The sequence below is a fragment of the Streptomyces sp. NPDC051738 genome (assembly GCF_044453205.1).
GTDB lineage: Bacteria > Actinomycetota > Actinomycetes > Streptomycetales > Streptomycetaceae > Streptomyces.
In genome coordinates this window covers 183,865-207,688 of sequence record NZ_JBITCM010000009.1, presented here as the reverse complement: position 1 = coordinate 207,688, position 23,824 = coordinate 183,865, and the positions used below count along the sequence as shown (strand labels likewise).

Sequence of the window (23,824 nt, the reverse complement as noted above, 5' to 3'; positions counted from 1 at the left end):
AGGGCGTGCTAGATCACCAGGGACAACAGCAGGACCAGACCGCCGGCGACCACCGAGATGATCGTCTCCATCACCGACCAGGTCTTGATGGTCTGGCCGACGTTCAGGCCGAAGTACTCCTTGACCAGCCAGAACCCGGCGTCGTTGACATGGCTGAAGAACAGCGAGCCGGCGCCGATGGCGAGGACGAGCAGGGCCGCGTGGGTGGTCGACATGTCGGCCGCGAGCGGGGCGACCAGACCGGCCGCCGAGACCGTGGCCACCGTCGCCGAACCCGTGGCGAGCCGGATCGCCACCGCGATCAGCCAGGCCAGCAGCAGCGCCGGGATCGACCAGTCCTTGGAGATCTCCAGGACCATCTGCCCCACGCCGGTGTCGATCAGCGTCTGCTTGAAGCCGCCGCCCGCACCCACGATCAGCAGGATGCCGGCGATGGGGGCGAGGCTCTTCTCGACGAGCGGCGAGACGCGCTCCTTGCTGAACCCGGCGGGCCTGAGCAGCGTGAAGATGCCCACGAGCACGGAGACGAGCAGCGCGATCAGCGGCGAGCCGATGACGTCGAACACGCGCTGCACCGTGTTCTCGGGGTCGTCGATCACGATGTCGACCAGCGCCTTGGAGAGCATCAGGACGACCGGCAGCAGGATGGTGGCCAGCGTGGCGCCGAAGCCGGGACGCTTCTGAAGGTCCTCCGAGACGCGCTGCGGGATCATCCGGTCCGGGGCCGGGACGTCCACCCAGCGGGCGGCGTACTTCGAGAACAGCGGACCGGCGATGATCACCGTCGGTATGGCGACGAGGACGCCGAGCGCCAGCGTGACACCGAGGTTGGCGCCGATCGCGTCGATCGCGACCAGCGGACCGGGGTGCGGCGGGACCAGGCCGTGCATCACGGACAGACCCGCGAGGGCGGGGATGCCGATGCGCATCAGCGAGTAGTTGCCGCGCTTGGCGACCATCAGCACGACCGGGATCAGCAGCACCACGCCGACCTCGAAGAACAGCGGCAGCCCGATCACCGAGGCGATCAGCACCATCGCCCACGGCATCGACCGTCCGCTCGCCTTGGCGAGGATCGTGTCGACGATCTGGTCGGCGCCGCCGGAGTCGGCGAGCATCTTGCCGAGGATCGCGCCGAGCGCGATCAGCACGCCCACGCCGGCCACCGTGGTGCCGAGTCCGGTGGTGAAGCTGACGATGGCCTTGTCGAGCGGCGCCCCGGCGAACGCGCCGAGCGCCAGCGACCCGATGGTCAGCGACAGGAACGCGTGGAGCTTGAACTTCGTGATGAGCAGGACGATGACGGCGATGCCCGCCAGGACGGCGATGCCCAGCTGGGCGTGGCCGGCCGAGGTGATGGGCTCGACGGCGTCCGCTGCCAGCATCTCGACGCTGAGTCTGGTCACGGGGGTGGGTTTCCCTTGCAGATACGGGGGTGGGGAAGGAGTGCGGAGGGGCAGGCAGTGGTTACGGGGTCGGCTCAGGGAGCGCGGTCAGGGCCGACGTGGCCCGTTCGGTGATCTCCTCGGGGCTGCCCGACACGTCCACGACGACTCCGGCCTCGTCCGCCTGGAGCGGCTGGAGCGTGGCGAACTGGGAGTCGAGGAGTGCCGTGGGCATGAAGTGCCCCTGCCGGTGCGACATCCGGTCCTCGATGAGCGAGCGGTCGCCCGCCAGGTGCACGAACACCAGGTCAGGCGCGGCGGCCCGCAGCCGGTCGCGGTACGACCGCTTCAGCGCCGAGCAGCTGACCACCCCGCCGAGCCCGGCCCGCCCGTGCGCCCAGGCGCCGATGGCATCGAGCCAGGGCCACCTGTCCGCGTCGTCGAGCGGGGTACCGGCCGACATCTTGGCGATGTTGGCCGGCGGGTGGAAGTCGTCGCCCTCGGCGTAGGGAACGCCGAGCCGGGTCGCGAGCTGGGGACCGATGGTGGTCTTGCCGGTGCCCGCGACGCCCATGACCACGACGACATGGGGGGTACTCATCGCTGCCTCACTGTCTGCTGTCCTCTTCGACACGTGCGCCCGAAGACGCCGACGCAACTGAAACCTATTAGGTACGACGAATTCAAGAGCCTGTGATGAATAAGTCTGACTTTTTGAGACCGTGATCCACCCCGTACGCTGAGTACATGACCACTCCGGGCCGGGGTCTGCACGGCCAAGTACTGGAAACCCTCGGCCCCGCGATCACGGCGGGTGAGTACCCGCCGGGCAGCGTCCTGCGGACGGACGAGCTGGCGCAGCGCTTCGAGGTGTCCCGCTCGGTGATGCGCGAGGCGGTCCGCGTCCTGGAGTCCATGCACCTGGTCGAGTCCCGCCGCCGCGTGGGCGTGACGGTCCGCCCCAAGTCCGAGTGGAACGTCTACGACCCCCAGGTCATCCGCTGGCGCCTGGCCGGCGCCGACCGCCCCCAGCAGCTGCGCTCACTCACGGTCCTGCGCTCGGCGATCGAGCCGGCCGCCGCGGGCCTCGCGGCGAAGCACGCCACCGCCGACCAGTGCGCCGAGCTCACCGAGTGCGCCCTCGGCATGGTCGCCCACTCACGCGGCCACCAGCTGGAGGGCTACCTGATCCACGACATCGCCTTCCACCGCGCCATCCTGAACGCCTCCGGCAACGAGATGTTCGCCCGCCTGGGAGACGTCGTCGCCGAGGTCCTCGCGGGCCGTACCCATCACGAGGTCATGTTCGAGGACCCCGACCCGGCCGCCGTGACGCTGCACGTCCAGGTCGCGGAGGCGGTCCGCGCGGGCGACGCGGTGCGCGCGGAGCACCTGACCCGGGAGATCACGGTCGGGGCCCTTCAGGAGCTGGACATCTTGGCGCCGTAGACATGCCGTAGAGCTACTGCCTACTGGTCGAGGAACTCCCCGTCGACGTACACCCAAGCCCCGTCGACCCGCTCGAACCGGCTTCGCTCATGCAGCGAGCCGCCCCGGTAGGAAGCCCGGAAGGTCACGGTCCCCGTGGAGTGAAAAGCGGACCCGTCGTTCGTGTCCAGGATCTCCAGCCCGGCCCACCGCATCCCCGCATCGAGCTCCAGCCGCGCGGGCCGCGTCCGCGGATGCCAGGTCCGCAGCAGGTACGCCACATCGCCCTTGACGAAGGCGCTGTACCGCGACCGCATCAGCGCCTCGGCGGTGGGCGCGGCGGCCCCCGCACGCGAGTGGTAACGGCCGCAGCAGTCGTCGTACGCCTTGGGCAGCCCGCAGGGGCAGGAACGCGAGGTCATGCCCGCCATTGTGCTGTAGGGACGACAGGCCCTAGCCCGCCGCCCGCGTCTCGGCCCCGGGCAGCGGCGGCAGCGCCGCCCCGTACACCCACGCCTCGAACAGCTGGTCCACCGGCTCGCTCGTGAAGCGGGCTACGTGTGCGGCGAAGGCCTTGGTCGTCACCGTGCCGTTGCGGTGCAGCGGTGCCCAGCCGCGCAGCATGCGGAAGAAGGCGATGTCGCCCAGCGCGCAGCGCACCGCGTGCAGGACCAACCCGCCACGCTCGTACAGCCGGTCGTCGAACATCAACTTGCGCCCCGGATCCGCCAGCCGCAGATCCTGCGGCCGCGACGACAGCAACCGGTGTGCGACAGCCGCGTGTTGCTGAGCCGTACGCCCGCCCGACCGCTCCGACCACAGCCACTCCGCGTACTTCGCGAACCCCTCGTTCAGCCAGATGTGCCGCCAGTCCGCGATGGACACGCTGTTGCCGAACCACTGATGCGCCAGCTCGTGCGCGACCAGCCGCTCCGAACCCCGCGCCCCGTCCACGTGGTTGGCGCCGAACAGCGACAACCCCTGTGCCTCGACGGGGACATCGAGTTCCTCCTCGGTCACCACGACCGCGTACTCGTCGAACGGGTAGGGCCCGAACAGCTCCTGGAACAGTTCCATCATCTGCGGCTGGCGCGCGAAGTCCCGCGAGAACCGGGGCAGCAGATCCGCCGGGATGTGCCCGTGCTGCGGCACGCCGCCCAGACCCGGGTCGCCCAGCAGCACCGTCTGGTACTTGCCGATCGACAGCCCGACCAGATAGCTGGACGTCGGCGCCGACTGCTCGTACACCCAGGTGGTCGTGGACGCCTTCGTCGTCCGGGTCAGCAGGCGCCCGCCCGCCACCACCGCGTACGCCGACGGTGTGGTGATCGAGATCTGGTACGACGCCTTGTCGGCGGGCCGGTCGTTGCACGGGTACCAGGACGGCGCCCCGATCGGCTGGCTCGCCACCAGCGCCCCGTCCTCCAGCTCCTCCCAACCGAGCCCGCCCCACGGGCTGTTCACCGGCTTCGGGTTGCCCGACCAGTGCACCTCGACCGTGCAGGCCGCCCCGGCGCGGACCGGCTTGGCGGGGCGGACGCGCAGCCGCCCACCGCGGTGGGTGTAGTGCGCCTGCCGTCCGTCGACCCGGACCCGGCCGATCTTGAAGTCGCCCAGGTTCAGCACGAACTCGGTGAGCGGCGAGCGCCCCGCGATCGCGTTGATCCGGGCCGCCCCCGACAGCCGGTTCGGGCCCGGGCGGTAGTCCAGCGCGAGCTCATACCGGTGCACCCGGTACCGGGGGTCGCCGTGCTCCGGGAAGTACGGGTCCGCGCCCGCCGCCTGCTGAACTGCCACTGCTGTCTGTGCTCCCTGCGCCGTACTGCTGTCACTCCGTGCCGGTCCACCGCTCTCCGGCCCTGAGTGGGCCGTGCTCAGGGACGCCATGCTTCGATCGGATTGCCGAGCCAACGGGTGTCGTCGGGGACGGACTCCGCCGCCATGACGAGCGACGCGGGACCCAGTGTCGTACGGGCCCCGATCGCGCTGCCGGGCAGAACGATCCCGCCAGGACCCAGCGTCGCGCCCTCACGGAGAACCACAGTATCCGTCCGCAAGATCCGGTCGTGGAAGAGGTGCGTCTGGAGCACACAGCCCCGGTTCACGGTGGCCGCGTCTTCCAGTGTGACCAGATCGGTCTCCGGCAGCCAGTAGCTCTCGACCCACACGCCCTTGCCGATCCGCGCGCCCAGCCCTCGCAGCCACGCCGTCATCACCGGCGTACCGGGCACCGAGCCCGCCAACCACGGCACGGCGAGCACCTCGACGAAGGTGTCGGCCAGCTCGTTGCGCCACACGAAGGAGGACCACAGCGGATGCTCCCCGCTGTGGTGCCGGCCCACGAGCAGCCACTTGGCCAGCATCGACACAAGCCCCGCCACGGCCCCCGCGCCGAGCAGCACCAGCCCGGACAGCACCGGCGCCCACACCCCCAGCACACACAGCGCCGCCACGGTCAGCACCGCGAGCCCCGCCGAGCAGAACACCGGCACGATCCGGCACAGCTCCACCAGCCCGCGCGCCCACAGCAGCCGGGCCGGCGGATCGTACGTCAGGCTCTGGTCGCCGTCGGCCGCGGCGCGCGGCAGCTTCATCGGCGGCAGCCCCAGATACGAGGTGCCCTTCTTCGCCTTCTTCGGCGTCGCCGACAGCACACCCACCAGCCCGCCGTCAGGCACGGACCGCCCGGGCGCGGTCATCCCCGAGTTCCCGAGGAAGGCCCGCCGCCCGATCTCCGCCCGCCCGATCCGCATCCAGCCACCGCCGAGCTCGTACGGCGCGGTCAGCGTGTCGTCGGCCAGGAACGCGCCCTCGCCGACCGTGGTCAGGCTGGGCAGCGCCAGCACGGTCGACACCTCGGCACCCTTGCCGATCCGCATCCCGAGCAGCCGCAGCCACACCGGCGTGACCAGCCCGGCGTACAGCGGGAACAGCGTCTCGCGCGAGCGGTCCATCAGCTGCGTGACGGTCCAGGCCTGCCAGCCGACGCGGCTGTGCGTCGGGTGCGTACCCTCGCGCAGGCGGAGGCTCAGCAGCCGTACGGCGATCAGGAGCAGCACGGCGTACGCCAGCCCGAAGGCGAGCGTCGCCGGTACGAGGGCCAGCGCGGCGCCCATCAGGGGCGCGTCCGGCGTGTAGAACACCCGGGCCACCAGGAACGCCGCGGCGCCCGCCAGCACGGGAAGCGCGGTCAGCGCGAAGCCGGTCAGGCCGTACATCACACGCCAGTACGTCCCACGGCGCGGCCGCTCCTTGGGCCAGTTGCGCTTGGCCTTGCCGAGCTTGACGGCGGGCGCACCCGCCCAGCGCTGGCCGGTCGGGATCTGCCCGGTGACCGCCGAGCCGGGCGCCACTTCGGCCCGCTTGCCGACCCGGGCGCCCGGGAAGAGCATGCTGCGCGTACCGACGGTGGCATGCGCGCCCACCTTCACCGCGCCGATCTCCAGCCGGTCCCCGTCCAGCCAGTACCCGGACAGGTCGACCTCGGACTCGACGGCAGCGCCCCGGCCCAGCTTCAGCAGACCGGTGACCGGCGGCAGCGAGTGCAGATCGACGTCCGCACCCACCTTGGCGCCCAGCGCCCGGGCGTACCGCTCCAGCCATGCGCCGGTCAGCGAGTTCGCCCCGCTGAAGTCGGCGAGCCGCTCGGCCGTCCACAGCCGCAGATGCACGCTGCCCCCGCGCGCGTACCGCCCGGGCTTCACGCCCTTCAGCAGCAGCCGCGCCCCACCGGCGGCCAGCGCGAGCCGCCCGGGCGGGCTGAACAGCACGAGAGCCCCGACCGCGAGGAGCCACCAAGGGGCGGTCGGCAGCCACGCGTAGGCGGGCAGCAGATTCCCGAGCACGGCCAGCGCGACCGTCCAGCGCAGGCCGAGCAGCGTGAACAGCGGAACGAGGAGCAGCAACTGAATCAGCTGCGCGCGCCGGGGCACCGGCGCGACGATCCGATCCGCCGAGTCGTCCTGCGCGGACTTCTCCAGCAGCCGGGCCAGCTTCCGCAGCACCGGCTGCTGGTAGATGTCCAGCACGGCCGCGCTCGGATAGCGGGTCCGCAGCCGCGTCGTCAGCTGCGCGGCGGCCAGACTGCCGCCGCCGATCGCGAAGAACTCGTCGGAGGCGCTGGTGACGGGGATCCCGAGCACCTCGGTCCACTGCTCGGCGAGCCACGCCTCGGTACCGTAGAGCTGCTCGACCGGCCCGCCGCTCTCCAGCCCCTTCAGCGGCCAGGGCAGCGCGTTGCGGTCCACCTTGCCCGACGTCCGGGTCGGCAGCTCCTCGACCGGCGCGAGCAGCGGCACGAGCGCGGCGGGCAGCTCGGCCCGCAGCTTCTCCACCGCGACGGCGTGATCCCAGCCGTCCTGCGTGACGACGTACCCGACGAGCAGCTGATTGCCGCTGCGAGCGGTCCGCACGGCGGCAGCCGCACCGGCCACACCGGGCAGCGCCTGCAACGCGGCATCCACCTCACCGAGCTCGATCCGCCGCCCACCGAGCTTGATCTGCTCGTCGGCCCGCCCGAGAAAGACCAGCCCCTCGGGCTCCGCCTTGACCAGGTCACCACTGCGGTACGCCTGCTCCCAGCCCAGGGACTCCAGCGGCGCGTACTTCTCCGCGTCCTTCTCGGCGTCGAGATACCGTGCGAGCCCCACCCCGCCGATGACGAGCTGCCCGCTGTCGCCCATCGGCACGGGCTCCCCGGCCTCGTCGACGACGGCCAGCTCCCAGCCGTCCAGCGGCAGCCCGATCCGGATCGGCTCCTCGCCGCTCATCAGCGACGCACAGGCCACGACGGTCGCCTCGGTCGGCCCGTACGTGTTCCAGACCTCGCGCCCCTCGGTCACCAGCCGCTGCACCAGTTCGGGCGGGCAGGCCTCACCGCCGAAGATCAGCAGACGTACGTCGTTGAGGGTCTCGGGCTCCCAGAGCGAGGCGAGCGTCGGCACGGTCGACACGACCGTGATCTCCTGCTCGACCAGCCAGGGCCCGAGATCGGCCCCGCTCCTGACCTGCGAACGCGGCACCGGCACCAGACAGGCGCCGTACCGCCAGGCCAGCCACATCTCCTCGCAGGACGCGTCGAACGCGACCGAAAGACCCGCCATGACCCGGTCCCCGGGCCCGATCGGCTCCTCGGTGAGGAACAGCGCGGCCTCGGCGTCCACGAACGCGGCGGCACTGCGGTGCGAGACGGCGACGCCCTTCGGCTTCCCGGTGGAGCCGGAGGTGAAGATGATCCACGCGTCGTGCTCGACGCCGGGCCGAGCGGCGGGAACCTCGCTGCGGCCGGTGACGGCCAGCTCGTGCCCGGCCCCCACGACGGCCCGGACATCCGCCTCCCCGAACACCAGCTCGGCCCGCTCGTCCGGGTCCTCGGCGTCGACGGGAACATAGGCGGCACCGGCCGCGAGCACGGCCAGGATCGCGACGTAGAGGTCATTGGTACCGGACGGAACCCGGACGCCGACCCGGTCGCCGAGCCCGACGCCCGCCGCGGCGAGCGCCCGCCGCAGCCGCTCCACCTCGACGGCCAGCGCACGGTAGGTCAGGCACGTCGTGCCGTCGTCCAACGCGGGCTCGTCGGGGTACGACCGTACGGACGCCTCGAAGACGTCGACGAGAGTGCGCGGGGAGGCCGCGGGGCCCCCGGAGAAACGTGCCCTGTCACCGAACTGCTGGTGGATCTCCGCGCTCAGCTCTTCGTCGAGCAGGCCGAGAGCACTGCTCTCGTGTATGGCTGCCATCCGGTCCTCGCGTCTCGATCCCGGAAGCTCCGGGGCGCCGGCGGGCCCGCAGGTATGCCTGGGGTTGTCCGACCCGACTCCGTAACAAGCCGGAAATTTTAGTACGACGCTAGGTTCGGCCCCTTCGATACGCCACTCGGAGCAGCTGTTCGGGGCCGTACGGAAGTCGGCAGACGGGCGCTGACCTGGTGATCTTCGTCGAACGAGACTTCGCCCACATAACGGCCGCAGGCCGTGACCTCGTGGTCACGGCCTGCGATATTTCGCGTGTCCGAGGGGGGACTTGAACCCCCACGCCCGATAAAGGGCACTAGCACCTCAAGCTAGCGCGTCTGCCATTCCGCCACCCGGACAAGGTGTCTGTCGTGCGGGGTTTCCCCCGCGGCGACAGAGAAAACATTACCAGGCTTCGGAGGGTGCCCCGATCACCCCCGCTGTGGCGTGAACGGTGTGTGACGGGGCGCGGCCGGTCTTGGGCGGGGCCGTGCGGAGAGGGAGGATGAGGGGAACCACCAGCAGTGACAGCGCGGGAGGAAGCAGCGTGAGCGAGACGGACACGGCCAGGGGCGTCACCGGCGAGGACGAGGTCGTGGACCTCTGCCGCGAGCTGATCCAGATCGACACCAGCAACTACGGCGACCACTCGGGTCCCGGTGAGCGCAAGGCGGCCGAGTACGTCGCCGAGAAGCTCGCCGAGGTGGGCCTCGACCCGAAGATCTTCGAGTCGCACCCGGGGCGCGCCTCCACCGTGGCGCGGATCGAGGGGGAGGACCCGTCCCGGCCCGCGCTGCTCATCCACGGGCACACCGACGTCGTACCGGCCAACGCGGACGACTGGACCCATCACCCCTTCTCCGGCGAGGTCGCGGACGGGTGTGTGTGGGGGCGCGGGGCCGTCGACATGAAGGACATGGACGCGATGACGCTGGCGGTCGTACGCGACCGGCTGCGCAGCGGGCGCAGGCCGCCGCGCGACATCGTGCTCGCGTTCCTCGCCGACGAGGAGGCGGGCGGCAAGTTCGGCGCCCGGTTCCTCGTCGACAAGCACCCGGACCTCTTCGAGGGCGTCACCGAGGCGATCAGTGAGGTCGGAGGGTTCTCGTTCACGGTGAGCGAGCAGCGGCGGCTCTATCTGATCCAGACGGCCGAGAAGGGCATTCACTGGATGAAGCTGACCGTGGCCGGTACGGCCGGGCACGGGTCGATGATCCACCGCGACAACGCGATCACCGAGCTGTCGGAGGCCGTCGCACGGCTGGGCCGGCACAAGTTCCCGGTGCGGGTCACCAAGACCACCCGGGCCTTCCTCGACGAACTCGGCGACGCGCTCGGCACCGAGCTCGACCCGGAGAACATGGAGGGGACCCTCGCCAAGCTCGGCGGCATCGCCAAGCTCATCGGCGCGACCCTGAGCAACACGGCCAACCCCACCCAGCTCGGCGCGGGCTACAAGGTCAACGTCATCCCGGGCGAGGCCACGGCGCACGTCGACGGCCGGTTCCTGCCCGGCTTCGAGGAGGAGTTCCTCGCCGACCTCGACAAGATCCTCGGACCCAAGGTCAAGCGCGAGGACGTGCACGCCGACAAGGCCGTCGAGACGGGCTTCGACGGGGCGCTCGTGGCGGCGATGCAGTCCGCGCTGGTGGCCGAGGACCCGGCGGCCAAGGCGATCCCCTACATGCTCTCCGGCGGAACGGACGCCAAGTCCTTCGACGACCTGGGCATCCGGGGCTTCGGCTTCGCGCCGCTGAAGCTGCCGCCGGAGCTGGACTTCGCGGGCATGTTCCACGGCGTCGACGAGCGGGTACCGGTGGACGGGCTGCAATTCGGGGTGCGCGTGCTCGACAGGTTCATCGATGCGTCCTGAATTGGCCCACTGAAACGACACTTCAGTGACACCGCGGTATTCGACCAGGCGTACTGGACGTGACCGGCGAGAGTGAATGCGCTCATCAGGTCGTAGCCCTATTAGTTCCTCCTCGTTACAGGTGATGCGATCAGCTACTTGTGATCGCATTGCCAACAAGGAGGAATAATGATCAAGAAGGTCGTCGCCGCTGCGGCTGCCACTGGTGGCCTGGTTCTCGCGGGCGCGGGCCTCGCCGTTGCCGACTCCGGTGCCCAGGGTGCCGCGGTGCACTCCCCGGGCATCCTGTCCGGCAACGTCGTTCAGGCGCCGATTAGCGTCCCCGTGAACGTCTGCGGCAACACGATCTCGGTGGTCGGGCTGCTGAACCCCGCCTTCGGCAACACCTGCATCAACAAGTGACGTTGTGTCTCGCCCCGTGAAAGGGGCTGAGCCCGTCGGCCCCGGAGCGCATGCCATGCGCTCCGGGGCCGACCGGCCTTTCGGCGGCGTCGGGCCATTCCGGTGCCGTTTCTTCGGAACAAGGTCGAAGGCAGGAATCAGCAAATGCGACAGGTCACCCGCAAGGGCCTGATGACCGTGGCGGCCGCGACCGGCGTCATCGCCGCCGCGGGCGGCACCGCCCACGCCACCGGCGCGGGCGCGAACGGCGCCGCCCACAACTCACCCGGCGTGCTGTCGGGCAACACGGTGCAGGCGCCGGTGCACGCGCCGGTCAACGTCTGCGGCAACACGGTCAACGTCGTCGGGCTGTTCAACCCGGCGATCGGTAACAGCTGTACCAACCAGGGCGGCGGCCACGGCGGCTCGCACGGCGGCGGAGGGGCGTCGGCCGACGGGCACGCCAGTGACTCGTCCGGTGTCGGCTCCGGCAACCACGTCGAGGCGCCGATCCACGTACCGGTCAACGTGTGCGGCAACAGTGTCGACGTCATCGGCATCGGCAACTCCACCGAGGACAACGACTGCGGCAACAACGGCGGTGGCGGCGGCCACACCCCGCCGGGCGGCGGCCACGAGAACCCGCCCGGGTCGCCGGAGCAGCCGGGCAATCCCGGTAACCCGGGTAACCCCGGAAACCCCGAGGAGCCGGGTAACCCGGGCAACCCCGAGCAGCCGGGCAACCCCGGGAGCCCGCAGAACCCGGAAGAGCCGAACCACCCCGGCACGCCGAGCACCCCGCCCGGTGGCGGCTCCTCGAACGGCAACGACACGGGCACCCAGACCGTCACCCAGCCCCAGGGCAAGGCGGAACTCGCGCAGACCGGCAGTGACCTGCCGCTCGGTCTCACCGTGCCGGTCGGTGCGGGGGCGCTGCTCGCGGGTGCGGTGCTGTACCGCAAGGCGCGGGCCTCGGTGTAGGTCCCGGCCGTCCGGCGCGAACGGAGCGGGCCCCGCCTCGGCGGGGCCCGCTCCGTTGTGTGTTTCGCCTCAGCTCACCACGTGGCCCGCACCTGGCGGATGATCCTGCGGCGCAGCCGCACCCGGCGGCTGCCGTCGCGCAGCAGGCTCAGGCGGTCCAACTCCCAGTGTCCGTACTCGGCATGGTCCGTCAGCAGGCGTGTCGCGTCCTTGCGGGAGACCCCGCGCGGTACGTACACGTCGACAAATTCGTATTCCGGCATCGCATCTATTGTGCGGGCTGGGGCTTGGTACGGATAGCGTCTGCACTATGTCTGATGCTGTGCAGCCCACCGCTGCCGAGGTACGCGCCGCCGCCGAGGCGGTCAAGACCGCGCTCGACCGCCACCTGGACGCGGTCGAACGCCGGTCGGGTGAGGACGACCCTGCCGTCTACGAGGCGTTCAACCAGTTGGCAGCGGCCGCCGAGGTCTACGACGAGCTGCTCTACGACCGCTACGACGAGGTCACTCCCTTCGAGATCCCCGGTACGGAGGACGCGCTGCCGCCGTACACGGGCCCCGAGGAACCGAACGCGCTGAGCGTGCTGATCCGCCGCGACTACTCCGTGGCGGAGCCGCAGCGGTTGCTGGCGCAGGCCGAGCGGATCGAGGCGGCGGACGACGAGGGCGCGGAGGCCTCCGGCACGGTGCATGGGGCGCTGGGCGTGCTGTTCGGCGAGTTCGAGCCGGACGAGATCGCCTCCCGGCACAAGGAGTTCGGCCTGGAGGAGGGCGACTCCACGCTCTGGGTGACCGCCGCGGACGAGTCGGCCGAGCCGGGGGAGTGGCTGGAGATGCCCTTCGAGGGGGTCGATCCGCAGCGGGTGGTGTGCCGGTTCGACGTCAGTGCGGTGTTCGACGACGAGGACGACGAGATCGGGGACGGTCTCGGTGGGCGGGGCGACCGCGACGACCGGGACGATCTTGAGGACGACGTCGACGGGGAGCTGGACGAGGACGAGGATCTGGAGCCGTTGGACGCGGACCGCTAGCCGCGGGGCTGCGAGGGCTGTTACGTCGGCGGCGGTCACGGAGATCATCCGTGACCGCCGCCGACGTGCTGTGTGGTGCGGTCTCGCCGTGGGGCTTCGGTGAGTGTGCGGCTGCGGGTCCGTGTGTGGCTGGTCGCGCAGTTCCCCGCGCCCCTTTAGGTGGGCCGTCCTGCTGGTTCCTCCAGCGGATCGGTTAGTCCGCCGATGGCACCTGTGGCTTGAGCAGGGTCGGGAGGCGGGTCGTGCGGGGCTTTGCCGGGACTTCGGTGACCGCTCGGGGGAGGGCCTGTTCCGCGCCGTGGACTACCGAGAGGTGGCGGTCGGCGCGGCTGAAGGCTGTGTAGACCCAGGGGCGGCTGAGGGACTGGGCCGCGTCGCCGGGGAGGACGACGACCACCGCCGGCCATCGGGCGCCCACCGCCTGGTGTGCGGTCAGGGCCCAGCCGTGGCGCACGGACTGTTCCACCCGTTCCTTCGGTACGACCACGGGCTCGCCCGCGCAGGACAGGTGCAGTCCCTCGGCGTCGGCCGTCACCACCTGGCCCGGCACCGTACGGCCCGGTGCGGGGGAGTAGGCGACGCGGTCACCGGGGTCGAAGCCGCCGAAGCGGCCGGGGCCGGGGTTGAGCCGCTCCTTGAGCGCGGCGTTCAGGGCGCGGGTGCCTGCCGCTCCGCCGTGGCCCGGCGTGATCACCTGGGTCTGCTCGGTGGGGACGCCGATCGCGCGCGGCACCGAGTCAGCGACGAGCTGCACGGTGCGGTGCACGGCCTCGCCCGCGTCCCGCACGGGCACGATCACGACCTCCTTGCCGGGGGCCTCGACCTGGTTCAGTTCGCCGATGCCGACACCGGACACCAGCTCGCCCAGCGGGCCGGGATCCGGCCGCCGCGAGGCGAGCTGCGGGCAGATCCGCGCGGCCAGCAGATCGGCGAAAACCCGCCCGGGCCCCGCCGACCAGAGCACCGCCGGATCCCCGGCCAGCACCAGCCGGGCCCCGTCCGGAAGCGACTCCGTGAGCAGCGCCGCCGTCTCGACGTCCAGCTGGGGCGCGTCCAGCACGACGAGCAGATCGAGGTCCAGCGCACCTTCCACGTCCCGCCCGGGCCCTTCGGCGCCGGAGAGCAGACCGGCCACGGTGACCACGCCGGGCAACTCCTGCCGGTCATCACCCGCGCTCAGCAGTGCCGAGAAGCGGCCTCGCCCCTGTGGGCTGTGAGTCGCCGCCCAGGCGCGAAGGCCGAGAGCCCGCGCCGCGTGCAGCAGTGCCGCCGGTTCGGCCAGCGACGCCTCGCCGCCGGTGTGGAGGACCAGGCCGTGTGCCGCGACCGCGCGGATCAGGTCGGCGGCGGAGCCCGCGGCGGTCGCCGCCCGCTCCCACTCCTCGGCCGAACCGTCCTGCTTCGGCGCCGAGTTGATCAGGCGGGCCAGTCCGTCGGCGAGGCTCTCCTCCGCGAGGGCGTACCGCTCCAGGCCGACGAGGACACGGACCGGCCGCTCCTCGTCCTGCCCCTCCTCGTCGTCCCGCTTGGCCGGGGCGCCGGGCTCGTCCAGGGCGTCCTGGAAGGCGAGGGCCTCGCCCTCGGTCAGCGTGTGCTGTACGGCCGTATCGGCGTCCGGCACGCCCCGCTGGGCCAGGGCCGCGGTGAGCGTCGGCATCTCCAGGGCCGTGTGCCCGGCCAGGGCCGCCTGCTCCAGGAGCCAGACGGTGACCGCCCGGCCGCGCCGCTCGTCGTCCGGTCCGCACTCCGCGCCGAGCAGGGCCCGCGCGAAGCCGTCGGCCTGTTCCGGCCGTACGCCGCCGACGCGCAGCAACTGCCAAGGGTCCGCGCGCAGTTGGTCGTCAGCGCCCTCGCCGAGCGCTGCGGCGACCTGCGGGGCGAGAGCCTCCGGTGCGCCGCCCTCGGTCAGCACGCGCCGTACGGACTCGACGGTCTCCGGTGCGGAGGCGGCGGGGGCGTCGGACGTCACCACGGGCTGTGGCCGGCGGACCGGCTCCTGGGCGGGGCGGGGCTGTGGCTCCGGCTCGCTGAAGACGGTGGCAGCGGGCTTCGCGCCGCCCTCCACGGCCCGTACGGCCGCGAGCAGATCGGCGGCCTTCCCGCTGAGCTTGGCCCCGCTCTGCACGGTCCCGGCCCTCTCGGCCTTCCGTCGCTCGATGCGCTCCCGCTCGATCCGCTGAGCGGCCAGCTCGGCCTCGGCCTCGGACATCTGGGACGCGGTGTCGCCGTCGCCGGCCGCGGACGTCCCGGGCGCGGTCGCGCCGTCGGCATCGCCGTCGACCGACTCGGCCCCAGGGGCCGCGCTCTCGTCGTCCCCGGCCTGGCCGTCCAGGCTTTCGCCGTCCGACCGCGAAACCCCGCCCTCCGGCGCCCCGCCCTCCGGCGTGGCCCCCGGGGTCCCCGGCTCGGTTTCCTCCGTGGTCTCCGGCGGCTCCGTGCTCACAGCGTGCTCCAGTCGTGATCGGGATAGCGGTGCACGGGCGCTGACACGTCGTCGAGCGCCCGGCAGATCTCGTCAGGAAGACTAAGGGCCTCCACTGACAATGCCGCCGTGAGCTGCTGTGAGTTGCGTGCGCCTATGACCGGTGCGGCCACGCCGGGCCGGTCGCGGACCCAGGCCAGGGCGACCTGGAGGGGGGTCACGGCCAGGCCGTCGGCCGCAGTCTGCACGGCGTCCACGATGCGGCTCGCCGTGTCGTCGAGGTACGGCGCGACGAAGGGGGCGAGGTGTTCGGAGGCGCCGCGGGAGTCCGGTGGTGTCGCGCTCCGGTACTTGCCCGTCAGTACGCCCCGGCCGAGTGGTGAGGACGGCAGCAGGCCGATGCCCAGGTCCAGCGCGGCGGGCAGCACCTCCCGCTCGATGCCCCGCTGCAGCAGCGAGTACTCCAGCTGCGTGCTCGCAAGCCGGGTCCGTATGCCCGGCGCCGCGAGCTGCCACGTCGCCGCCTTGGCGAGCTGCCAGCCGCAGAAGTTGGAGACGCCGGCATAGCGGGCGCGTCCGCTGCTGACCGCCAGGTCGAGGGCCTGGAGGGTCTCCTCCAGCGGGGTGTACGGGTCGTAGGCGTGGATGTGCCAGACGTCGACGTAGTCCGTGCCGAGCCGGGCCAGCGAGGCGTCCAGTGCGGCGAGCAGATGGCCGCGCGAACCGTCGAAGCGGCGGTCCGGGTCGGGCACGCTGCCCGCCTTCGTCGAGATCACCAGGTCCCGGCGCGGGACCAGCCCTTCTATGAGCCGGCCGAGCAGATACTCGGCCTCCCCGTCGCCGTACACGTCGGCCGTGTCGACGAGGGTGCCGCCCGCCTCCCAGAACGTCTTCAGGAGGTCCGCGGCGTCGTGCTCGTCGGTGTCCCTTCCCCAGGTGAGGGTGCCGAGCCCGATCCGGGACACGCGCAGGCCGGTGCGGCCGAGATGCCTCTGCTCCATGAACGCCGAGATTACTGGCCAGAACCTGCCATGTGGGGGCCTGTGGATGACCAGTTTCCGGGACGGTTACCGGGGATGCCGTCGGCCGGTCGCGCGACGCCCGCCACATCGCCCTCCCCGTGGGAGGTCCCCCGCGCTATGGTCGGGCCTACAAGGGACGTTACTGATCGGTAAGGGGAATCGGCCATGCAGCTCGGGATCAACCTCGGCTACTGGGGTGCCGGAATGGACGCGGACAACCTCGCCGTCGCGCAGGAGGCCGACCGGCTGGGATACGCCGTGTGCTGGGCCGCCGAGGCGTACGGCTCGGACGCGGCCACGGTGCTCACCTGGGTCGCCGCCCAGACCGAGCGCATCGACGTCGGCTCCGCCATCTTCCAGATCCCGGCCCGCCAGCCGGCGATGACCGCGATGACGGCCGCGACCCTCGACTCGTTGTCCGGCGGCCGCTTCCGGCTCGGCCTCGGCGTCTCCGGGCCGCAGGTCTCCGAGGGCTGGTACGGCGTCAAGTTCGACAAGCCGCTGGCACGCACGCGTGAGTACGTCGAGATCGTCCGCAAGGCCATGACGCGCGAGCGGCTGTCGTACGAGGGTCAGCACTGGACGCTGCCCCTGCCCGGCGGCCCCGGCAAGCCGATCAAGCTGACCGTGCACCCGGAGCGCGAGCACATCCCGCTGTACATCGCCGCGATCGGCCCGAAGAACCTTGAGCAGACCGGTGAGATCGCCGACGGCGCCCTGGTGATCTTCCCCTCCGCCGCGCACCTGGAGGAGACCACGATCCGGCACCTGCGCGCGGGGCGTGAGAAGGCCGGCAAGACCCTCGACGGGTTCGACGTCTGCCCCACGCTCCCGCTGGCCGTAGGCGAGGACAAGGATGTGACGACGCTCGCCGACACCTTCCGTCCCTACACCGCGCTGTACGTCGGCGGCATGGGCAGCGCCAAGCAGAACTTCTACAACCAGCTGGCGCAGCGCATGGGGTTCGAGGCCGCGGCAGCCGAGGTCCAGGAGAAGTACCTGTCCGGCGACAAGCAAGGAGCCGCGGCCGCCATCCCGCACGAGCTGATCGACCAGACGACGCTGCTGGGTTCCGTGGACCGCATCGCGGACCGGATGAAGGAGTACGCGGCGGCCGGGGTCACCACCCTCAGCCTCGCCCCCGCGGGCTTCACGCTCGACGAGCGGCTCGCCTCGCTCCGCGCCGGCACCGAGGCCCTGGAGCGCGCCGGACTGGCGTAGCACGGGGGGCGGTTCACGGAAGTTCCTGCGGCCGTGGTGGGGGCTCGGGGGTCTTCCCCGCCACGGCCGTCATGCAGAACAACGCGCGCGTGCCCACGCGGTTACGCCCCCGTCGTGACCCCGATGGTCATTCTTTTGGCGGAGTTGTCCGACACAACTGTTGCAGCACCTGTCTCAGCGCATTTGACTCGTTCTTTGCGGAATCCTGCGGAGTCCAGCGGAGTGCGTAGTCCTGCGTCCTGCAGAGAGGTGCCAACGATGCTTTCGGCCAAGAGCCTGTTCCAGGAGATCCTCGACAACGACGAGTCCTTCCGCCTGTTCTGCTCGATCGCGGCCAGTGGCGAGTCCCAGGGCGGCTGGGAGAACGCCCGCATCGCCGCGCTCGTCCCGGAGAGCGAGCGCGCTCTCGCACCCAAGATCACCCGGCACGGCGCGGACGAGGACAAGCACGGGCGGATCTTCAACGCCCTGCTGAAGAAGCGCGGTCTCGAACCCGTCCCCGTCCCGCCCGAGACCGACTACACGATGCTGCTGGAGAACCACGGCATCGGCCTCGCCCACGACAAGCTCAAGAGCGACGAACAGCTCACCGTCCAGGACATCGTCACCTACCTGTCGCACAGCAGGGTCACCGAACAGCGCGCCGCAGAGCAGATGGACCTGCTGCGCAAGCACTTCGCCGACCACCCCGAGCTCGGCCGCGCGGTCAAGATGATCTCGGGCGACGAGGACAACCACCTCGCCTACTGCCACGAGGAACTCCTGCGCTTCGCGGCCCAGGGGCACGGCCGGGCCATCCAGCGGACGCTGCGCGAGTGCGCGCTCGCCGAGATCCGGATCTACCGGGACGTCAGCCTCGCGGTCATGGACCACATGGGCCGCATCCTCGGCTGGCCCCGGCCGAAAGCCGCGGTGCTCGCCGCGGGGATCCACGCCGTGTACGCCTGGGAGCGGTTCGCGGGCTGGCGGCGCATGGTGTCCCTGAAGATGCCGGAACGCCGCGACGCGCTGGGCGGACCCGCCACCTCGGCGCCCGAGTTCGCCTGACGACGCCGCAACCGGCCCCGGCAACCGGTCCCTACAACCAGCCCCGGCTCTTGAACAACCGGTACAGCAGCACCTCGACGGCGGCCATGCCCGCGATCAGCAGCGGATAGGACCAGGTCCAGCGCAGCTCCGGCATGTGCTCGAAGTTCATCCCGTAGATCCCCGCGATCATCGTGGGGATCGCGGCCATGGCCGCCCACGCCGAGATCTTCCGCACGTCGTCGTTCTGCCGGACGCTCATCTGCGCGAGATGCGCCGCGAGGATGTCGGAGACCAGCCGGTCCAGGCCCTCCACCGCCTCGTTCACGCGCGTGAGGTGGTCGCTCACATCACGGAAGAAGGGCTGCGCCTTCTCGTGCACGAAGGGCACGCGCACCCCGAACAGGCCCGTGCCCGCGAGCCGGGTCAGCGGCTGGGCCAGCGGGCCGGTGGACCTCCTGAATTCCAGGATCTGCCGTTTGAAGGCGTAGATGCGGGACGCCGTGTGCCGGGAGCTGCCGCCGGTCGGCGAGAACACCTCCGCCTCCAGCTCCTCCAGGTCGGTGCCCAGTTCGTCGGCCACGTCCACGTAGTGGTCGACCACGGCGTCGGCGATCGTGTACAGCACCGCCGTGGGGCCGTGCCGGAGCATCTCGGGCTCGTGCTCCAGCCGGCGCCGTACCGCCCCGAGCGGCGCCTCCTCGCCGTGCCGGACGGTCACCACGAACGAGTCGCCGACGAAGACCATGACCTCGCCGGAGGAGACGATGTCGCTCTTCGGCTCGTATCCGACCGGCTTGAGGACCATGAAGAGCGAGTCGTCGTACACCTCCAGCTTGGGCCGCTGGTGCGCCTTCAGGGCGTCCTCCACGGCCAGCGGGTGCAGCCCGAACTCCTCGGTTACCCGGTCGAACTCCTTCTCCGTGGGCTCGTACAGGCCGATCCAGACGAACGCGTCGTCCTGGAGACGGCACAGATCCAGGGCGTCGGAGAAGTCGTCCGGCCCCTCCGTGCGCCGCCCGTCCCGGTAGATGCCGCAGTCGACGATCACGGAGCGTATTCTCCCGCCGCCCGGCCCCGAGCGCACCCCGTCGTGCGCCTACGCTGGGCCGCATGCCCACGCTGATCCTGGTCCGGCACGGACGTTCCACCGCCAACACCGAGGGACTGCTCGCCGGGTGGACGCCCGGCGTCGCCCTCGACGAGCGCGGGGCCGCACAGGCCGCCGCACTGCCCGGCAGGCTCGCCGCTCTGCCGATCTCCGAGGTCGTCGCGAGTCCCTTGCAGCGCTGCCAGGAGACGATCCGGCCGCTGCTCGACGCCCGGCCCGCACTCACCGCGCACACCGACGAGCGGATCGGGGAGTGCCACTACGGCGACTGGTCCGGCCGCAAGCTCGCCGAGCTGGGGGACGAGCCGCTGATGGAGGTCGTCCAGGCCCATCCGTCGGCCGCCGCGTTCCCCGGCGGGGAGTCGATGCGGGCCATGCAGACCCGGGCCGCCGAGGCCGTACGCGAATGGAACGCGCGCGTGGAGCGCGATCACGGTGCGGACGCCGTCTACCTGATGTGCTCGCACGGCGACATCATCAAGTCCCTCGTGGCGGACGCACTGGGTCTTCATCTCGACCTCTTCCAGAGGATTTCCGTAGAACCGTGTTCCATCACCGCGATCCGCTACACACGCCTGAGGCCGTTCCTCGTACGCCTCGGGGACACCGGTGATTTCGCGTCCCTCGCCCCGCGCGAGGAGCCGCCGGCCGGTGACGCGACGGTCGGCGGCGGCGCGGGCGCACCGTGATCGTCGAGCGCAGTAGGGTGAAGCGGTCGAAGTAGCGCCGCACCCACGATTTCGCCGTCGATTTCGCCGTACTCACGATTCCAATGGAGACAGGACGTGTCCCGTCAGGTGTTCCTCTACGACCCCCCGGAACGTTTCGTGGCCGGTACGGTCGGACTGCCCGGACGCCGTACGTTCTTCCTCCAGGCCACCGCAGGCTCCCGGGTGACCAGCGTGGCCCTGGAGAAGACCCAGGTCGCCGCCCTCGCCGAGCGCATGGACGAACTGCTCGACGAGGTCGTCCGGCGCAGTGGCGGCAGCGCCGCCGTCCCCGCCGTGGCGCCCACCGAGATTTCCGACACCGAACCGCTGGACACCCCCGTCGAGGAGGAGTTCCGCGTCGGCACCATGGCCCTCGCCTGGGACGGTGACGAGCAGCGCATGATCGTCGAGGCGCAGGCCCTCGTGGAGCTCGACGCGGACTCCGAGGAGGACCTCGCCGAGGCCGAGGAGCGGCTGCTGCAGGACGAGGAGAACGGCCCCCCGATGCTGCGGGTCCGGCTCACCGGCGCGCAGGCGAGGGCCTTCGCCAAGCGCGCCCTGGATGTCGTCAACGCGGGGCGGCCGCCGTGTCCGCTGTGCAGTCTCCCGCTCGACCCGGAAGGACATGTATGTCCGCGCCAGAACGGATACCGCCGCGGAGCGTGACCTCGGTGGAGCTGCTTGCCGAGGGCGAGCTGACCGTGCGCGGCCGCATCCGTGAGGCGTCCAACGCCGCGCTGTTCTGCACGGTCGCGTACGAGGGGCGGGAGGCGTCCTGCGTGTACAAGCCGGTCGCCGGTGAGCGGCCGCTGTGGGACTTTCCCGACGGGACGCTCGCGCAGCGCGAGGTCGCCGCGTACGAGGTCTCCGAGGCGACCGGCTGGGGGCTCGTACCGCCCACCGTGCTGCGGGACGGGCCGTACGGCGAGGGCATGGTCCAGCTGTGGATCGAGGCGGCGCCGGAGGCCGAGCTGCTCGCCCTGGTGGACGGCGAGGAGCCCGAGCCCGGCTGGAAGGCGATCGGTCTCGCCGAGGTCGGCGAGGGGAAGACCGCCCTGCTGGTGCACGCCGACGACGAGCGGCTGCGGCGGCTCGCCGTCCTGGACGCCGTGATCAACAACGCCGACCGCAAGGGCGGGCACCTGCTGCCCACCGAGGCCGGCCTGCTGTACGGCATCGACCACGGCGTCACCTTCAACGTCGACAACAAGCTCCGGACGCTGCTGTGGGGCTGGGCGGGCCAGCCGCTGACGGCGGAGGCGGTCGAGGCGCTCTGCGCCCTGCGGGAGGGGCTGAAGGAGGGCGGTGAGCTCGCCGTACGCCTGGCCGGACTGATCACCGCCGCGGAGGTGGATGCCACGCGCGCGCGTGTCGAGGCGCTTCTGGCGTCCGGTAAGCACCCGGAACCGAGCGGAGAGTGGCCGGCCATTCCGTGGCCGCCCGTCTAGCGGCCTCTCTCGTCCCGCAGCACAATGGCCGGTATCGCGCAAGAAGGCCTTACCGGCCATCCGGCCTGGTCCGGTTCGTGTACGGAACATCCGTCCGGTTACGCTCATGACATGTATGCCTGGCCCGCTTCTGAGGTCCCCGCCCTGCCTGGTCAGGGCCGCGGCCTGAGGATCCACGACACCGCGACCGGCGGTCTGGTCACCCTTGACCCCGGTCCCGTCGCCCGTATCTACGTCTGCGGCATCACGCCGTACGACGCGACCCATATGGGTCACGCGGCGACCTACAACGCGTTCGACCTCGTTCAGCGCGTGTGGCTCGACACCAAGCGGCAGGTTCACTACGTCCAGAACGTGACCGACGTCGACGATCCGCTCCTGGCGCGGGCAGAGCGCGACGACATCGACTGGGTCGCCCTCGCCGAGAAGGAGACCGCGCTCTTCCGCGAGGACATGACCGCCCTGCGCATGCTGCCCCCGAAGCACTACATCGGCGCGGTGGAGGCCATACCCGGCATCGTGCCGCTGGTGGAGCGCCTGAGGGACGCCGGCGCCGCGTACGAACTCGACGGGGACATCTACTTCTCCGTCGAGTCCGACCCGAACTTCGGCAAGGTGTCGAACCTCGACGCCGCCGCCATGCGGCTGCTGTCCGCCGAGCGCGGCGGCGACCCCGACCGTCAGGGCAAGAAGAACCCGCTCGACCCGATGCTGTGGATGGCCGCACGGCCCGGAGAGCCCAGCTGGGACGGCGGTTCGCTCGGGCGCGGCCGGCCCGGCTGGCACATCGAGTGCGTCGCGATCGCCCTCGACCACCTCGGCATGGGCTTCGACGTCCAGGGCGGCGGCTCCGACCTCGCCTTCCCGCACCACGAGATGGGCGCCTCGCACGCCCAGGTGCTGACCGGCGAGTTCCCCATGGCCAAGGCCTATGTGCACGCCGGCATGGTCGCCCTGCACGGCGAGAAGATGTCCAAGTCCAAGGGGAACCTGGTCTTCGTGTCGCATTTGCGACGCGAGGGCGTCGACCCCGTCGCCATCCGGCTCGCCCTCCTCGCCCACCACTACCGGGCCGACTGGGAGTGGACCGACCAGGTGCTCCAGGATGCCCTCGCCCGCCTCGACCGCTGGCGTGCCGCGGTGTCCCGGCCCGACGGTCCGCCCGCCGAGGCGCTGGTCGAGGAGATCCGCGACGCCCTCGGACACGACCTCGACGCCCCGGCCGCACTCGCCGCCGTCGACCGCTGGGCAGCCGTACAGGAGGAGCGGGGCGGTACGGACTCGGGCGCCCCCGGTGTGGTGTCGCGCGCGGTGGACGCGCTGCTGGGCGTGGCCCTGTAGGGGCCTCGGACCTGGAGAGGGGCGCTTCCTCCCCGCGGGAGGAAGCGCCCCTTTTGGTTCACATGCCGGTCAGAGCTTGCGGATCTGGATGCTCCGCAGGACCAGCGGCTGGCTCGTGTCCCACACGCCGATGACCTGGTGGCCGAACGCGAAGGCCTCCTGGACCTGGTCGTGGGTCTGCGCGTTCGGGTTGTTGAAGACCCGGAACACGTTGTTGATGCGCAGGAAGATCTGCGACGGCTGGCCCGGCAGCGGCTGCACGATGTCGATGTAGCCGTTGGCGATACCGGCCTGCGGGGCCGCCTGAGGCGCCTGCTGGACGGAGGCCTGCGTGAGCTGCTGCACCAGTTGCAGCACCTGCTGCTCGGCCTGCTGTTGCTGCTGGTCGACCTGCTGCGGTGCGCCGTAGCCCTGCTGGCCGAGACCCTGGAGTCCCTGGACGCCCTGCTGCCCGAGCTGCTGCAGCAGCTGCTGGAACGGCTGCTGCTGGCCGAGCTGCTGGAGCTGCTCCAGGGAGCCGCTCATGCCGTACGGCTGCTGCTGGCCGTAGCCGCCCTGCTGTTGGCCGAAGCCCTGCTGCTGGCCGAACGGCTGCTGCTGATACGGCGACGTGCTCGGGAACTGCTGGCCCTGCTGTTGTCCCATGTGACTCATCTGCGGGGTGGTGCTCATGCGGGTGTCACCTTCCCTTGATGTGATGGGCTGCG

The 23,824-nt window shown here is 71.2% G+C and carries 21 protein-coding genes and 1 tRNA gene; 11 read left to right on the top strand and 11 right to left on the bottom strand.

Annotation, left to right across the window (positions count from 1 at the left end; translation table 11 throughout):
• Positions 1-8: 8 nt before the first annotated feature.
• The gene (locus tag ACIA8X_RS22720; protein WP_393457802.1) at positions 9-1,406 is read right to left on the bottom strand and encodes a GntP family permease; all 1,398 of its coding nucleotides are present in this window, start codon (positions 1,404-1,406) and stop codon (positions 9-11) included.
• A gap of 61 nt (positions 1,407-1,467) precedes the next feature.
• Entirely contained in the window at positions 1,468-1,986 is a 519-nt protein-coding gene (locus ACIA8X_RS22715) for a gluconokinase (RefSeq protein ID WP_393457799.1), read from the bottom strand.
• Positions 1,987-2,132: 146 nt separating this feature from the next.
• On the opposite strand from ACIA8X_RS22715, the gene ACIA8X_RS22710 reads away from it, so the two are divergent.
• Entirely contained in the window at positions 2,133-2,834 is a 702-nt protein-coding gene (locus ACIA8X_RS22710; RefSeq protein WP_393457797.1) for a FadR/GntR family transcriptional regulator, read from the top strand.
• Positions 2,835-2,854: 20 nt separating this feature from the next.
• Here the strand turns inward: ACIA8X_RS22710 and ACIA8X_RS22705 are convergent, their stop codons facing one another.
• The 4 genes from ACIA8X_RS22705 to ACIA8X_RS22690 form a co-directional block, all read right to left on the bottom strand.
• A complete protein-coding gene (locus ACIA8X_RS22705) occupies positions 2,855-3,235 on the bottom strand; it encodes a YchJ family protein (protein ID WP_393457794.1) in 381 nt (126 codons plus the stop codon).
• 31 nt (positions 3,236-3,266) lie between these two features.
• Positions 3,267-4,610: a M1 family metallopeptidase gene (locus ACIA8X_RS22700; RefSeq protein WP_393457791.1), complete on the bottom strand. Its 1,344-nt coding sequence runs from the start codon at positions 4,608-4,610 to the stop codon at positions 3,267-3,269.
• Positions 4,611-4,687: 77 nt separating this feature from the next.
• The gene (locus ACIA8X_RS22695) at positions 4,688-8,554 is read right to left on the bottom strand and encodes a Pls/PosA family non-ribosomal peptide synthetase (RefSeq protein WP_399458963.1); all 3,867 of its coding nucleotides are present in this window, start codon (positions 8,552-8,554) and stop codon (positions 4,688-4,690) included.
• 268 nt (positions 8,555-8,822) lie between these two features.
• Positions 8,823-8,907 (bottom strand) — tRNA-Leu (locus ACIA8X_RS22690).
• Between the two features lie 188 nt (positions 8,908-9,095).
• Between ACIA8X_RS22690 and ACIA8X_RS22685 the strand changes: the two genes are divergently transcribed.
• The 3 genes from ACIA8X_RS22685 (at position 9,096) to ACIA8X_RS22675 (ending at position 11,783) form a co-directional block, all read left to right on the top strand.
• Positions 9,096-10,421, top strand: a complete 1,326-nt coding sequence (locus tag ACIA8X_RS22685) for a M20/M25/M40 family metallo-hydrolase (RefSeq protein ID WP_399458962.1) — start codon at positions 9,096-9,098, stop codon at positions 10,419-10,421.
• Between the two features lie 168 nt (positions 10,422-10,589).
• Entirely contained in the window at positions 10,590-10,823 is a 234-nt protein-coding gene (chpH, locus tag ACIA8X_RS22680) for a chaplin ChpH (RefSeq protein ID WP_393457782.1), read from the top strand.
• A gap of 144 nt (positions 10,824-10,967) precedes the next feature.
• Complete coding sequence (locus ACIA8X_RS22675) at positions 10,968-11,783, top strand: chaplin (RefSeq protein WP_399458961.1); 816 nt, start codon at positions 10,968-10,970, stop codon at positions 11,781-11,783.
• A 74-nt stretch (positions 11,784-11,857) separates the two neighbouring features.
• On the opposite strand, the gene ACIA8X_RS22670 is transcribed toward ACIA8X_RS22675, so the two are convergent.
• Positions 11,858-12,046, bottom strand: a complete 189-nt coding sequence (locus ACIA8X_RS22670) for a DUF5703 family protein (RefSeq protein WP_005485166.1) — start codon at positions 12,044-12,046, stop codon at positions 11,858-11,860.
• A gap of 47 nt (positions 12,047-12,093) precedes the next feature.
• Here ACIA8X_RS22670 and ACIA8X_RS22665 point away from each other — a divergent pair, with 47 nt between their 5' ends.
• The gene (locus ACIA8X_RS22665) at positions 12,094-12,816 is read left to right on the top strand and encodes a hypothetical protein (RefSeq protein WP_393457776.1); all 723 of its coding nucleotides are present in this window, start codon (positions 12,094-12,096) and stop codon (positions 12,814-12,816) included.
• A 193-nt stretch (positions 12,817-13,009) separates the two neighbouring features.
• Here ACIA8X_RS22665 and ACIA8X_RS22660 read toward each other — a convergent pair whose 3' ends face one another.
• Complete coding sequence (locus tag ACIA8X_RS22660; protein WP_393457773.1) at positions 13,010-15,259, bottom strand: helix-hairpin-helix domain-containing protein; 2,250 nt, start codon at positions 15,257-15,259, stop codon at positions 13,010-13,012.
• On the bottom strand, positions 15,256-16,239 hold the full coding sequence (locus ACIA8X_RS22655) for an aldo/keto reductase (protein WP_393457770.1): 984 nt from the start codon (positions 16,237-16,239) through the stop codon (positions 15,256-15,258). Before ACIA8X_RS22655 ends, ACIA8X_RS22660 begins: the two co-directional genes overlap by 4 nt.
• Before the next feature lie 186 nt (positions 16,240-16,425).
• On the opposite strand from ACIA8X_RS22655, the gene ACIA8X_RS22650 reads away from it, so the two are divergent.
• Both ACIA8X_RS22650 and ACIA8X_RS22645 read left to right on the top strand, forming a co-directional pair.
• On the top strand, positions 16,426-17,481 hold the full coding sequence (locus tag ACIA8X_RS22650) for an LLM class F420-dependent oxidoreductase (RefSeq protein WP_399458960.1): 1,056 nt from the start codon (positions 16,426-16,428) through the stop codon (positions 17,479-17,481).
• Between the two features lie 258 nt (positions 17,482-17,739).
• Positions 17,740-18,528 carry a ferritin-like domain-containing protein gene (locus ACIA8X_RS22645; RefSeq protein ID WP_393457764.1) on the top strand — a complete coding sequence of 263 codons (789 nt, stop codon included), beginning with the start codon at positions 17,740-17,742 and terminating at the stop codon, positions 18,526-18,528.
• A 31-nt stretch (positions 18,529-18,559) separates the two neighbouring features.
• Here the strand turns inward: ACIA8X_RS22645 and corA are convergent, their stop codons facing one another.
• Positions 18,560-19,558, bottom strand: a complete 999-nt coding sequence (gene corA / locus ACIA8X_RS22640; protein WP_393457761.1) for a magnesium/cobalt transporter CorA — start codon at positions 19,556-19,558, stop codon at positions 18,560-18,562.
• Positions 19,559-19,620: 62 nt separating this feature from the next.
• On the opposite strand from corA, the gene ACIA8X_RS22635 reads away from it, so the two are divergent.
• From ACIA8X_RS22635 to mshC, 4 genes are all read left to right on the top strand, one after another.
• Complete coding sequence (locus ACIA8X_RS22635) at positions 19,621-20,307, top strand: histidine phosphatase family protein (protein ID WP_399458959.1); 687 nt, start codon at positions 19,621-19,623, stop codon at positions 20,305-20,307.
• A 96-nt stretch (positions 20,308-20,403) separates the two neighbouring features.
• Positions 20,404-20,994, top strand: coding sequence for a DUF3090 domain-containing protein (locus tag ACIA8X_RS22630; RefSeq protein WP_393457755.1), 591 nt, complete (start codon positions 20,404-20,406; stop codon positions 20,992-20,994).
• The gene (locus tag ACIA8X_RS22625; protein WP_393457752.1) at positions 20,958-21,776 is read left to right on the top strand and encodes an SCO1664 family protein; all 819 of its coding nucleotides are present in this window, start codon (positions 20,958-20,960) and stop codon (positions 21,774-21,776) included. Before ACIA8X_RS22630 ends, ACIA8X_RS22625 begins: the two co-directional genes overlap by 37 nt.
• 111 nt (positions 21,777-21,887) lie before the next feature.
• On the top strand, positions 21,888-23,117 hold the full coding sequence (gene mshC / locus ACIA8X_RS22620) for a cysteine--1-D-myo-inosityl 2-amino-2-deoxy-alpha-D-glucopyranoside ligase (RefSeq protein WP_399458957.1): 1,230 nt from the start codon (positions 21,888-21,890) through the stop codon (positions 23,115-23,117).
• Positions 23,118-23,186: 69 nt separating this feature from the next.
• On the opposite strand, the gene ACIA8X_RS22615 is transcribed toward mshC, so the two are convergent.
• Complete coding sequence (locus tag ACIA8X_RS22615; RefSeq protein WP_393457746.1) at positions 23,187-23,789, bottom strand: hypothetical protein; 603 nt, start codon at positions 23,787-23,789, stop codon at positions 23,187-23,189.
• Positions 23,790-23,824: the final 35 nt, after the last annotated feature.